The 12,125-nt window shown below is 67.6% G+C and carries 11 protein-coding genes; 6 read left to right on the top strand and 5 right to left on the bottom strand.

What is annotated here, in order from left to right; genetic code table 11:
• The coding region (gene guaB, locus RWN05_RS11535; protein ID WP_314139637.1) for an IMP dehydrogenase at positions 1 to 1,181 on the bottom strand (1,181 nt) is incomplete at its 3' end.
• 315 nt (positions 1,182 to 1,496) lie between these two features.
• Here guaB and RWN05_RS11540 point away from each other — a divergent pair.
• The 5 genes from RWN05_RS11540 (at position 1,497) to RWN05_RS11560 (ending at position 6,861) form a co-directional block, all read left to right on the top strand.
• Positions 1,497 to 2,714 carry a branched-chain amino acid ABC transporter permease gene (locus tag RWN05_RS11540; RefSeq protein ID WP_064296746.1) on the top strand — a complete coding sequence of 406 codons (1,218 nt, stop codon included), beginning with the start codon at positions 1,497 to 1,499 and terminating at the stop codon, positions 2,712 to 2,714.
• Between the two features lie 10 nt (positions 2,715 to 2,724).
• Positions 2,725 to 3,705, top strand: a complete 981-nt coding sequence (locus RWN05_RS11545) for a branched-chain amino acid ABC transporter permease (RefSeq protein WP_064296667.1) — start codon at positions 2,725 to 2,727, stop codon at positions 3,703 to 3,705.
• Positions 3,695 to 4,666 carry an ABC transporter ATP-binding protein gene (locus RWN05_RS11550; protein WP_064296668.1) on the top strand — a complete coding sequence of 324 codons (972 nt, stop codon included), beginning with the start codon at positions 3,695 to 3,697 and terminating at the stop codon, positions 4,664 to 4,666. Before RWN05_RS11545 ends, RWN05_RS11550 begins: the two co-directional genes overlap by 11 nt.
• On the top strand, positions 4,663 to 5,439 hold the full coding sequence (locus RWN05_RS11555) for an ABC transporter ATP-binding protein (RefSeq protein WP_064296669.1): 777 nt from the start codon (positions 4,663 to 4,665) through the stop codon (positions 5,437 to 5,439). The genes RWN05_RS11550 and RWN05_RS11555 overlap by 4 nt, the downstream gene beginning before the upstream one ends.
• 477 nt (positions 5,440 to 5,916) lie before the next feature.
• Entirely contained in the window at positions 5,917 to 6,861 is a 945-nt protein-coding gene (locus RWN05_RS11560; RefSeq protein ID WP_314139638.1) for a hypothetical protein, read from the top strand.
• Positions 6,862 to 7,132: 271 nt separating this feature from the next.
• On the opposite strand, the gene RWN05_RS11565 is transcribed toward RWN05_RS11560, so the two are convergent.
• The 3 genes from RWN05_RS11565 to groES form a co-directional block, all read right to left on the bottom strand.
• On the bottom strand, positions 7,133 to 8,410 hold the full coding sequence (locus tag RWN05_RS11565) for an ABC transporter substrate-binding protein (protein ID WP_079001731.1): 1,278 nt from the start codon (positions 8,408 to 8,410) through the stop codon (positions 7,133 to 7,135).
• 187 nt (positions 8,411 to 8,597) lie between these two features.
• Positions 8,598 to 9,536: an EamA family transporter RarD gene (rarD, locus tag RWN05_RS11570; protein ID WP_082916238.1), complete on the bottom strand. Its 939-nt coding sequence runs from the start codon at positions 9,534 to 9,536 to the stop codon at positions 8,598 to 8,600.
• A 195-nt stretch (positions 9,537 to 9,731) separates the two neighbouring features.
• Positions 9,732 to 10,028 (bottom strand): co-chaperone GroES, encoded by a 297-nt coding sequence (gene groES / locus RWN05_RS11575; protein WP_056008047.1) that lies wholly within the window; start codon positions 10,026 to 10,028, stop codon positions 9,732 to 9,734.
• Between the two features lie 158 nt (positions 10,029 to 10,186).
• Between groES and RWN05_RS11580 the strand changes: the two genes are divergently transcribed.
• Positions 10,187 to 11,392, top strand: a complete 1,206-nt coding sequence (locus tag RWN05_RS11580) for a class I SAM-dependent methyltransferase (RefSeq protein WP_314139640.1) — start codon at positions 10,187 to 10,189, stop codon at positions 11,390 to 11,392.
• 39 nt (positions 11,393 to 11,431) lie between these two features.
• Here the strand turns inward: RWN05_RS11580 and RWN05_RS11585 are convergent, their stop codons facing one another.
• Positions 11,432 to 12,118, bottom strand: a complete 687-nt coding sequence (locus RWN05_RS11585; RefSeq protein WP_314139641.1) for a DUF4190 domain-containing protein — start codon at positions 12,116 to 12,118, stop codon at positions 11,432 to 11,434.
• Positions 12,119 to 12,125 lie beyond the last annotated feature (7 nt).

Here is a 12,125-nt window from a genome sequence, read left to right on the forward strand (position 1 = left end):
CCGCGGTAGTTCTTGAACTGCTTGCCGCCCACGAACACGAGGTCGCCGGGGCTCTCGTCGGTGCCGGCGAGGAGCGAGCCGAGCATGACGGTGTCGGCACCCGCGACGAGTGCCTTCGCGATGTCGCCCGAGTACTGCAGACCGCCGTCGGCGATGACCGGGACGTTCGCCTCGCGCGCCGCGAGCGACGCCTCGTAGACGGCCGTGACCTGCGGGACACCGACACCCGCGACGACGCGCGTGGTGCAGATGGAACCCGGACCGACGCCGACCTTGATCGCGTCCGCGCCGGCCTCGATGAGCGCCTGCGCGCCGGAGCGGGTCGCGACGTTGCCGCCGATGACGTCGACACCGGCGAACGCCGGGTCGGCCTTGAGCTTGCGGATGATGTCGAGCACACCGGCGCTCTCACCGTTGGCCGTGTCGACCACGATGACGTCGACACCGGCGTCGAGCAGCTGGCCCGCACGGGACCAGGCGTCGCCGAAGAAGCCGATGGCCGCACCGACCCGCAGACGACCGGTGTCGTCCTTCGTGGCCAGCGGGTACTTCTCGCTCTTGTCGAAGTCCTTGACGGTGATGAGGCCCTTGAGCTTGCCCGCCTCGTCGATGAGGGGCAGCTTCTCGATGCGGTGCTGTGCGAGGAGCGCCATCACCGCGTTGCGGTCGGTGCCGACGGGAGCGGTCACGAGACCGGTGCTCGTCATGACCTCGCTGACGCGGGTCGTGGCCTTCTCGAACGGAGACACGAAGCGCATGTCGCGGTTCGTGATGATGCCGACGAGCACACCCTTGTCGTCGACGACCGGGAGGCCCGAGATGCGGAACTGGCCGCACAGCTCGTCGACCTCGGCGACGGTGGCGTCGGCCGTGGTGGTGATCGGGTTCGTGATCATGCCCGACTCGCTCCGCTTCACGCGGTCGACCTGTTCGGCCTGGTCGGAGATCGACAGGTTGCGGTGGAGGATGCCGATGCCGCCCTCGCGAGCCATCGCGATCGCCATGCGGGCCTCGGTCACGGTGTCCATCGCGCTCGACAGCAGCGGCGTGTTCACGGTGATCCGCTTCGTCAGGCGGGACGAGGTCTCCGCCTCGCTCGGGATGACGTCGGTGTGCCCGGGCAGCAGCAGCACATCGTCATACGTGAGTCCTACGAATCCGAACGGATCAGGCTGGTCCATTTATCCCTCTCATAGCCACGAACACACCGGAGAAACGCAGACCTGCCGGTATCACCATCGTAACCGAGCAGGGCCTACCCCTATTCCACGATCCCGACAAATCGATGCGGAGAAATACGCATGGGCGAAACATGTAGGCAATAATCAGGTTCTATCGTCGAACAGCGTTGTCCGACGCAGGAGAACGGTCCACGGAAGTGGCCCGGCACTGGAGGTGCAGTGAAGTTCGCTGGAACGACCCGAAACCCGAGACTGGCACGGAGATTCGTGCTCCTCATCGCCCTGTTGTTCGGGGCCATCACCCTCACGTCCGCCATGAGCGCCGTCCCGGCTCATGCTGACGAGGTGGGCGAGGAGTACGACTTCTACTTCGCTGGGAACGTCAAGTACGACGACAAACCACTCGAAGGCGTGAACATCACGGTCGACGGCAACGGCTACAAGGCCGATGTCGACACCGACGCCGACGGCAAGTGGAAGATCGGCGTCCCCGAGAAAGGTACGTACAAGGTAACGCTCGACGAGGAGACCCTCCCGAAGGGCGTCATCGTCGCCGAGGGCGGCTCGACCATCGAGGCCGAGTTCGGTCTCACCCAGTCGAAGTCAGTGAACTTCTTCCTCGGCGAGGGCGTCCGCGTCACCGTCAGCTTCTGGGACCAACTCGCCGAACGACTCGTCAACGGCCTGAACTTCGGCCTCATGCTGGCCCTCGCGGCCATCGGAGCCTCCCTCGTGTTCGGCACCACCGGACTCAGCAACTTCGCCCACGCGGAGATGGTGACCTTCGGCGCGATCATGGCGCTCGTGTTCGGGGTGTTCCTGCAATGGCCGATCTGGCTGGCCATCATCATCGCCCTCGCCCTGAGCGCCGCGTTCGGCTTCGCGCTCGATGCGGGCATCTGGAGACCCTTGAGACGCAAGGGCGTCGGCATCGTGCAGGTCATGATCGTATCGATCGGCCTGTCGCTGGCGCTCCGCTACGTGTTCCTCTACTTCATCGGCGGCGGGACGTTCCAGCTGCCCGGTTCCGGAGAGGAGAACATCAAGCTGTTCGGCACGGTCTCGCTCAGCGTCACCGACATGATCAGCATGGCGGTCAGCGTCGTGGTGCTCCTCGGCGTGGCCTGGTGGCTCATCAAGACGAAGACCGGCAAGGCGACGCGAGCCATCTCGGACAACCCGAGCCTCGCGGCGGCCAGCGGCATCGACGTCGACCGCGTGGTCCGCATCGTCTGGATCCTCGCAGCGACCCTCGCCGGTCTCTCCGGCATCCTGTGGGCGTACTTCCGACCGGGCATCAAGTGGGACATGGGAGCGCAGCTGCTCCTGCTCATCTTCGCGGCCATCACCCTCGGCGGGCTCGGAACCGCCTTCGGCGCCATGGTCGGCGCCCTCATCATCGGCATCCTCGTCGAGGTCTCGACGCTCTGGATCCCGTCTGACATCAAGTACGTCGGCGCCCTCGTGGTGCTCATCGCGGTGCTCCTCGTGAGACCGCAGGGCATCCTCGGACGTCGCGAGAGAATCGGTTAGGGGCACGCGCATGGACTGGGGAAGCATTCTCTCGAACACGCTCGCTTGGGTCATCAGCCCGGAGACGATCGCGTACGCGCTCGCAGCACTCGGCTTGGCCGTGCACTTCGGCTACGGCGGTCTGTTGAACTTCGGTATGGCGGGGTTCATGGCGCTCGGCGCCTACGGCTACGCCATCTCGATCCTGAGCTTCAACCTCCCGTGGTGGGCGGGCATCATCGTCGGCTGTCTGGCCTCGGTGGTCTTCGCCTTCATCCTCGGCATCCCGACCCTGCGACTGCGGGCCGACTATCTGGCCATCGTCACCATCGCGGCGGCCGAGATCGTCCGACTCCTCTTCACCACGCAGGTCTTCGACGAGTTCACCAACTCGGCCGACGGACTCGGCAACTACCACGAGGGCTTCCGGGCCGCGAACCCGATCCCGCCGGGCACGTACGGCTTCGGGCCCTGGGAACTCAACGCGAACCAGTGGTGGGTCCGGATCTTCGGCATCCTGCTGCTCGCCGTCGCCGCACTCCTCGTGTTCCTCCTCATGCGCAGCCCCTGGGGCCGCGTGCTGAAGGGCATCCGCGAGGACGAGGACGCCGTGCGCGCCCTCGGCAAGAACGTGTTCGCCTACAAGATGCAGGCGCTCGTCGTCGGTGGCGTGTTCGGTGCGCTCGGCGGGGTGGTGCTGGCGCTCCCCTCCGCGGTCGTGCCCAGCGTCTACGTCACGAGTCTCACCTTCTTCATCTGGACGATCCTCCTCCTCGGTGGAGCCGCGACGGTCTTCGGGCCGTTGCTCGGCTCGGTGATCTTCTGGGTGATCATGGCGTTCCTCTCGAACGTCCTCCCGGCGCTCGTGAAGGCGGACGTCCTGCCGTTCATGAGCTCGACGCAGGCGTCGACGCTCCGCTACGTGCTGGTCGGTGTCGCGCTCATGCTGATCGTCATCTTCAGGCCGCAAGGCATCCTCGGAAACAAGAAGGAGCTGACCTTTGTCAAGTAACAGCTCACCCACCTCGCGACCGGTCAAGACCACCGGCCTCCACGTCGGCGAGATCGTCCCGGGCGTCAAGAAGGTCGACCCGATCCTCATCGCGGACCAGGTCACCCGGACCTTCGGCGGCCTGCAGGCGGTGAACGTGGAGCACCTGGAGGTGCCCCGCAACGCGATCACCGCCCTCATCGGCCCGAACGGTGCCGGTAAGACCACGCTGTTCAACCTGCTGACCGGCTTCGACAAGCCGAACACCGGGACGTGGAACTTCGACGGCAAGAGCCTCGGCGGCGTCCCGGCGTTCAAGGTCGCCCGCATGGGTCAGGTCCGGACCTTCCAGTTGACGAAGGCGCTCGGCCTGCTCACGGTGCTCGAGAACATGAAGCTCGGCGCGACCGGCCAGACCGGCGAGGGCATCTTCTCGAGCCTCGTGAAGCCGCTCTGGCGGAAGCAGGAGGAGGACCTCGAGGTCAAGGCGATGGACCTCCTGCGTCGCTTCAAGCTCGACACGAAGCGCGACGATTACGCGGCCAGCCTGTCCGGTGGGCAGCGGAAGCTCCTCGAGATGGCGCGGGCGCTCATGAGCGATCCGAAGCTCGTCATGCTCGACGAGCCGATGGCCGGCGTCAACCCGGCGCTCACGCAGTCCCTGCTCGACCACATCCTGGCGTTGAAGGACGAGGGCATGACCGTGCTGTTCGTCGAGCACGACATGCAGATGGTCCGGCACATCGCCGACTGGGTGGTCGTCATGGCCGAAGGCCGTGTCGTCGCCGAGGGTCCGCCCGACACCGTCATGGAGGACCCCGCCGTCATCGACGCCTACCTCGGGAGCCACCAGGACGTCGACCTCGGGGTCGTGACCGGCAGGATCGCCGGAGAGGACAGCGCTGCGGCCGAGGAGCTGCTCGCCGAGATCGAGGACGAACGGCTCGCGGCTGGTGCCGAGCCCGAGGAGGAGCGGAAATGAGCGACGTGAAGGGTGCGCCGGTCGGCGGCACCGCGGTCAAGACCGCCGAGATGGTCGTGGAGGTCACCGATCTGACCGCCGGGTACCTCCCCGGCGTGAACATCCTGAACAGCGCCAACCTGACCGCCCGGAAGGGCGAGCTCATCGGCATCATCGGACCGAACGGTGCGGGGAAGTCGACGCTGTTGAAGGCGATCTTCGGACAGGTGAAGGTGCGCAGCGGACAGGTGCTGCTGAACGGCGAGGACATCACGGGGCTGCGGGCGAACAAGCTCGTGGCGCGCGGCGTCGGGTTCGTCCCGCAGACGAACAACGTGTTCCCGAGCCTCACCATCGAGGACAACCTCAAGATGGGGCTGTTCCAGAAGCCGAAGCAGTACAACGAGCGCCTCGAGTTCGTCACCGGGATCTTCAGTGAACTCGGGAAGCGGCTCAAGCAGCGCGCCGGTTCGCTGTCGGGTGGTGAGCGCCAGATGGTCGCGATGTCGCGGGCCCTCATGATGGATCCGCACGTGCTGCTCCTCGACGAGCCGTCCGCGGGGTTGTCGCCGGTCCGACAGGACGACGCGTTCATCCGCGTCTCGGACATCAACAAGGCCGGCGTGACGACGATCATGGTGGAGCAGAACGCACGTCGGTGTCTGCAGATCTGCGACCGCGGGTACGTGCTCGACCAGGGTCGTGACGCCTACACCGGGACGGGCCGCGAGCTCCTCTCGGATGACAAGGTGATCGGCCTCTACCTGGGCACCCTCGGCCAGGACGAGGACTGATCAGGGCGATCCCCACTCGCGGGTCGGCGGGTACTTCGGTACCCTCGAACATGCTCGTCCCGGCCGCGTGCCGAGCGACGGGCCAGAAGCCACCGGATCCCGACCGGTGAACGAACCACAACTCCTCCCTCCCCCGAGGGGCACCGTCGTACCAAGACGGCCTCCTGAGACGGGGACGGAGGAGTTGTGCATTCTCCCTCCCCCTTTCGCCAGCGCGGTGCGCTGACGCGAGCGCGGTCCTGGCGCGTGAGCGCGGGTCTCCGGAGGCGCGCGCTCGCGCGCTGGACCCGCGCTCACGCCGAGTCATCACCACTGCGGCACAGCGACCCGCGCTGAGGCCGACGACCCGCGCTGGCGTCAGTGCACCGCACTGGGTGCCACTCCACCCTCGCTCCACCGGAGGCAGGGTGGGAGCAGTTCTCCACATCGCTTCCACGACACGAGCTGCTGGCGGAGTCGAACGGGCACGGTGAGGCGATGGAATCCTTCGACCTCAACCTGCTCCTCCGCCCGAACGGACTCCTGCTCGTTCGCGACGCACGCCGGGTCGGTGCCGAGCGCCTCGTGAGCGCCGCCCACCGCGACGGCGACCTGGTGCGTCTGCGGAAGGGCATCTACGTCCCTGAACCGATATGGAGTTCCCTGTCCCCCGATGACCGCTACCGGGTCCGGATCGATGCGGCGGCCGTTGCGCTCCGAAAGGACGCATTGTTCAGCCACTACTCGGCGGCGCGGTTGTGGGGACTCCCGATCGTGGGTCCGTGGCCTCCCGAGGTGCACACGCTGACGAGCGGTGATCGCGGAGGACGTTCGGCACCCGGCATCATCCGTCACACCACGCAGGGCTCCGTCACCCGACGGATGCGGTACGGGCTCGCGGTCACGGACCCGGCTCGGACTGTCGTCGATCTCGCTCGGATCGCCCGCCTCGAGGACGCCGTCGCCGTCGCCGACGCTGCCCTCCGGCTCAAGCTCACCGATGAGACGGCGCTCCGCTCGCTCGCACGAGACCTGCCGGGCCGGCGGGGAGGACGCCAGGTGCGCTTTGCGATCGAGTTCGCGGACCCGCTCGCCGCGAACGGTGGTGAATCGAAGATGCGGGTCGTGATCGCGCAGCTCGGTTTCGCCCTGCCGGTGCTGCAGCAGGCCTTCTCCGACGCGGACGGACCGGTCGGCGTGGTCGATGCGGTTTGGCCGGACGAGCGCATCATCCTCGAACTCGACGGCCGGCAGAAGTATGTACGGGAGGAGTTCACGCAGGGACGGGACGTGGCCGACATCGTCCTGGCGGAGAAGCATCGGGAGGACCGTCTGCGCGCGCTCGGGTACACCGTCGTCCGCGCCACCTGGGAGGACCTCGTCCATCCGAGTCGGCTCGCCGCGAAGCTCGAGCGCGCGGGGCTGCAACGCGCGTTCCGTTGACCCGGGCGTCCGACTGGTCGCTGTCAGCGCGGTGCGCCGGCGTGAGCGCGCCCCGCTGTGCCGCATGGGCTCGGAATCGGCGTGAGCGCGTCGCAGACGCGTGAGCGCGGGTCTCCGGAGACCCGCGCTCACGCGCTGGACCCGCGCTCGCGTCAGCGCACCGCGCTGGCGCCACCACACACGGCACAGCACACGCGAGGGCGGCAGTTACAGCTGCCGGACACGACGAAGGCCCCGGATCGCTCCGGGGCCTCGTCAGTCGCGTGGGCGACTAGTTGGTGCGGGTGTACTTGTTGTCGTCACCGTACTGGTAGATACCGATGGTCGCCTCGGTCGGGTCACCGTTCTCGTCGAACGTGATCGGACCGGAGTTGCCGTCGTAGTCGATCTTCTTGCCGTCGGCGATGGCCTTCGCACCCTCTTCGAAGGTGGTCACCTTCTCGCCCTTGTCCTTACCACCGGACACGGACTGGAGCTCGGCCGCCATGTCGGCACCCTCGGTCGAACCGGCCTGCAGCGCCGCGAGGGCGAGCAGGATGACGGCGTCGTAGGATTCAGCCGCGTAGCTGTAGTCCTTGAGCGGCTCGCCACCCTCGTCCTTCACGAACGCCTGGAGGCGGTCGGTGAAGTCACCGAGCTTCGCGGTGTCGAGACCGGGCAGCGTGCCCTTGGCGCCCGTCAGGGTGCCCGGAGCGAAGTCTGCGCTGTAGTCGGCGAGGTTGCCGTCGACGAAGTAGAGCTTGTCCGACGGGAAGCCGGCGAGACCGGGGACGATCGTCTTGGTCTCCTCGAACGCGATGATCGCGATCGCGTCGGGGTTCTCCGCCTTGACCGCGCTGATCTGCGCGTCGAACGAGGTGTCACCGGTGTTGTACGACTGCTCGGCGACCACTTCACCGCCTGCGCTCTCGAACGCCTCCTTGGTGAACTTCGCGAGGCCGGTGCCGTACGAGTCGTTCAGGTAGATGATGCCGAGGGTGGCGTTGCCGTCCTCCGCGATCAGGTTCCCGAGGACCTCGCCCTGCAGCACGTCGGACGGCGCCGTCCGCCAGTAGAGACCGTTGTCGTCCCACGTGGTGAAGTCCGCGGAGGTGTTCGCCGGGGAGAACTGGATGACGCCTGCGCCGGTGACTTCGTCGATGAAGAGCTTCGACACACCCGAGGACGCTGCACCGATGATGGCCGTGACGCCCTCGGAGAGCAGACGGGGGACCTCGGTCGCGTACGCCTTGTTGTCGGAGTCACCCGAGTCGCCGAGCGTCAGGTCGATCTTGATGCCGAGGTCGGCGTCGTTGACCTCCTTGACCGCGAGACCGACACCGGCCTCCTCGGGCGGGCCGAGGAACGCGAGGTTACCGGTCTGCGGCAACGCCGTGCCGAGCTTCAGGGTCAGGTCGCCAGCAGGCTTGCTGCTGCTGCCGCTGTCGCCGCTACCACTCGAGGCGCAACCGCTCAGGACCAGCGCGCTGGCTCCGATCAGTGCGATACCACCGAGAACGATGGAACGTGGGCGGGAGCGAGCGGCCGTGGCCTTCGAAAAGACGCTCATGGTACTCCTTGCTTGTCAGAAGAGTGGCAGCTCCAGGGGCTGCCGTTGAGTCAAGTTATCCGCTGCACGTGCGCTGGACAATGTCGTTGACGTTACAAGCGTGTAACACGACCAAATCGTTACCTCAGGAGGGGCTGTTTCGCGCTTTTCCTGCAGTGGTCGCGCGATCAGCGCTGGAATCCGCTGTTCAGACCCTCGTCGAGCGGCGTCGTTCGGCCCCGACGACCCGACGACCCCGGGTGGAGGCGACGAGCATGTCGACGGTGAGGATCGCGAGCGCCAGCCACACGAGACCGAAGCCCAACCAGCGCTCCGGCGGCATCGCCTCGTGCAGGACCGCGACACCGACGACGAATTGGATGATCGGTGCGAAGTACTGGATGAAACCCATCCAGGTGAGCGGGAGGCGGCGGGCCGCCGCCGCGAACAGCAGGAGCGGGACGGCGGTGATGACGCCGGCGCCGACGAGGAGCAGGGCGTGCCCGACGCCCGCGGTGCCGATGGTCAGCCCACCGGTCACGCCGACCGCGATGAGCTGGGCGATCGCGACCGGCATCAGCCACACGGTCTCGAGCGTCAACCCGGACACCGCGTCGACCGAGCCGCCCACGAGCTTCTTGATGTAGCCGTAGAGGCCGAATGAGAAGGCCAGGATCAGGGCGATCCAGGGGACGCTGCCGTGTCCGATCGCGAGGACCAGGACCGCGATCACACTCACGACCACCGCGACCCACTGGGCTGGACGCAACCGCTCGCGGAGGAAGAAGACGCCGAGGAAGACGGTCACGATCGGGTTGATGAAGTAGCCGAGCGACGCCTCGACCACTTGGCCGTTGAGCGCGCCGTAGACGTAGGTCTGCCAGTTGACGTAGATGAGCGCTCCGGCGAGGCCCATCGTCAGGACGATGCGGCGCTGGCGGAGGATGCCGAACAGCCGGCGCCAGGAACGGGTCGCCAGGATGAGGACGGCGCAGAAGACGAGGGAGAAGAGGATCCGCCACGCCACGACCTCGAAGGCGCCGGCCGGTGCGAGGGCGATGAAGTAGAGCGGGAGCGCTCCCCAGAGGCAATAGGCGGCGACCGCCGAGAGCAGTCCGGACCGGCTCCCCTGCTGGGGCACGGCCACACTCGCACGTCGATCCCCTCCCCCGTCGACGGTGACGGAGTGGATGTCGACGTCGGCTGGATCGCTGGGGTTCTGCACTGGTCCAGGCTAGACCCGCGACTCCCCGCGACACCCTCCGAAAACGGACACAGCCCGAACGGCGAATGCCATTCGGGCTGTTGAGCGGCTTGAGCCGCCGGATCCGTGCGCTGGTGACTAGCGGACGACGACTGCGAGGACGTCGCGCGCGGACAGGACGAGGTAGTCCTCACCGGCGTACTTGACCTCGGTGCCACCGTACTTGGAGTAGATCACCTTGTCGCCGACGGCGACGTCGAGCGGGACGCGGTTGCCGTTGTCGTCGATGCGACCGGGTCCGACCGCCACGACCTCGCCCTCCTGGGGCTTCTCCTTGGCGGTGTCGGGGATGACCAGACCGGAAGCGGTGGTCTGCTCTGCCTCGACCTGCTTGATGACGATGCGATCCTCGAGCGGCTTGATGGAGACCGACACGGTTGACCTCTTTCTTGAAACGAAGACGTGGTTAGCACTCACACTGCGAGAGTGCTGATTCCAGTGTAGGCATCTTCTGGCACTCATGCAATGCGAGTGCCAATCAGCGGCTGCTACCGTTGCCGGATGCATCCAGCTCTGCCCGAGGCCCACTGACCATGGACCGTTCGGAACTCGTCGAACTCCTCACGGCCGACGGCCTCAGGCTCCTCGACTCCCTGCCGCCCTACCCGACGAAGGACGAGGCCGTCCGCCTGGTCGGGCGCCTCCGCAAGGAGGGCCACTCCCCCGAGCTGGTCGCGGCGGTCCTCACGCAGTCGCGGCTCAGGCAGAAAGCCGTCGGCAAGTTCGGTCCGTTCGCCGGCCGCATGCTGTTCACCGAGGCGGGCCTCGAACAGGCCACGCGCCTTCCCGTCGCCGCGCTGCACGCCGGGCGTTTCGCCCGGGCCGGCCTCACGCGCGTCGCCGACCTCGGCAGCGGCATCGGCGCCGACTCGATGGCCATGGCCTCGCTCGACCTGGAGGTCACGGCGGTCGACATCGACGAGGTCACTGCCGCCATCGCCAGCTACAACCTCGCTCCGTTCCCCACGGCCACCGTGCGGAACGCCGCCGCCGAGGACGTCTCGCTCGACGACTTCGACGCGGTCTGGTTCGATCCCGCGCGGCGCACCGCAGGACACGCCGACACCGCGCGGTTGTCCAGTGCCGCCGACTACACCCCGTCCCTCGACCTGGTCTTCGGTGCGGCGACCAGCCTCCCCACAGGCGTCAAGCTCGGGCCCGGATTCGACCGCTCACTCATCCCCGACGACGCCGAGGCGCAGTGGGTGTCGGTCGACGGACAGCTCGTCGAGATGGCGCTCTGGTTCGGCCCGCTGGCCCGTCCCGACGTCCGACGGTCCGCGCTCCTCCTCGCGGACGGCGTCCACCACGAGTTGCACGCCGAGGCCGACGCCGACGACGCCCCCGTGCGGGAACTCGGCGACTACGTGCACGAACCCGACGGGTCGGTGATCCGGGCCCGACTCATCGGCGACCTCGCCGTCCGCTTGGAGGCCGGCATGCTCGGCCAGGGCATCGCCTACCTGACCTCCGACACGGCGACGACCTCGCCGTTCGCCACGACCTTCCGGGTGCTCGAGCGGCTACCGATGGACGAGAAGGTCCTCAAGCGCACGATGCGGGATCGCGGGATCGGTGTCCTCGAGATCAAGAAGCGCGGCGTCGACGTCGACCCCGCGGCGTTCCGGAAGCGCATGGCGCTCAAGGGCGACCGCTCGGCCACGATCATCCTCACGAGGATCGCGGGCAAACACAGTGCGCTGCTCGTCGAACGGGTGACACCGGCCGCTGACGCCTGACCCGACGGCGTCCGCCGGGCCGCAGCGTCCCGAGGAGGATCAGGTCGAGACGTACCCGATGATCACGACGACGCTGTAGGCGAGCCAGCCGACGGAGCAGGCGAGACCGACGAACCCGGTCACGAGGCCGGTGAGGGCGCGGCCTCGGCCCTGCGGCTCGCGACGCCTGGCTCCGAATCCGAGGACGATGGCCGCGATCGACAGGGGGAAGCCCCAACCGACGAAGACCGACACGACGAGCCCGACGAGACCGGTGATGAGCGACCAGGTGCTCCGTGAGGTCCCGGTCGACGCGGCAGTGGTCTGCGTCTGCGACTGCTGGTACGCGGCGTAGCCGCCCTGGCTCGGTGCCTGGTAGACCGCCGTCGGCACCGTCTGGAGATAGGTCGCGTGATCGCCCTGCCAACCCGCCGGTGGAGGGGAGGCCTGGCCCTGGGGCTGGTACGGCTGCTGAGGTTGGTAGGGCTGCTGCTGGCCCTGGGGCTGGTACGGCTGCTGGGGCGCGTACGGCTGCTGCCGGCCCTGCGGCGCGACAGCCTGCTGGGAGGGCTGCGGCGGCTGGTACGGCGACCAGGGCTGCTGGGCCTGCGGCTGGTGAGGAGGCTGCTGCCCCCACTGCTGCTGCGGCGGCCCGATGGGCTGCTCAGCCTGCGGCGGGCGCGACTGCCCGTCCACTGCACCGTCCTGGTGCTGAGGTCGTCCGTCGGGGTGCTCGTGCTGATCCATCGCCGCT

Source organism: uncultured Plantibacter sp. (assembly GCF_963518075.1).
GTDB classification, from domain to species: domain Bacteria; phylum Actinomycetota; class Actinomycetes; order Actinomycetales; family Microbacteriaceae; genus Plantibacter; species Plantibacter flavus_A.

Bases quoted from the DNA above. Each gene is read 5' to 3' on its own strand.
- RWN05_RS11565 (WP_079001731.1), bottom strand. From the start codon at position 8,410: ATGAGCGTCTTTTCGAAGGCCACGGCCGCTCGCTCCCGCCCACGTTCC.
- RWN05_RS11560 (WP_314139638.1), top strand. From the start codon at position 5,917: ATGGAATCCTTCGACCTCAACCTGCTCCTCCGCCCGAACGGACTCCTG.
- RWN05_RS11545 (WP_064296667.1), top strand. From the start codon at position 2,725: ATGGACTGGGGAAGCATTCTCTCGAACACGCTCGCTTGGGTCATCAGC.
- RWN05_RS11555 (WP_064296669.1), top strand. From the start codon at position 4,663: ATGAGCGACGTGAAGGGTGCGCCGGTCGGCGGCACCGCGGTCAAGACC.
- RWN05_RS11585 (WP_314139641.1), bottom strand. From the start codon at position 12,118: ATGGATCAGCACGAGCACCCCGACGGACGACCTCAGCACCAGGACGGT.
- RWN05_RS11540 (WP_064296746.1), top strand. From the start codon at position 1,497: ATGAGCGCCGTCCCGGCTCATGCTGACGAGGTGGGCGAGGAGTACGAC.
- RWN05_RS11580 (WP_314139640.1), top strand. From the start codon at position 10,187: ATGGACCGTTCGGAACTCGTCGAACTCCTCACGGCCGACGGCCTCAGG.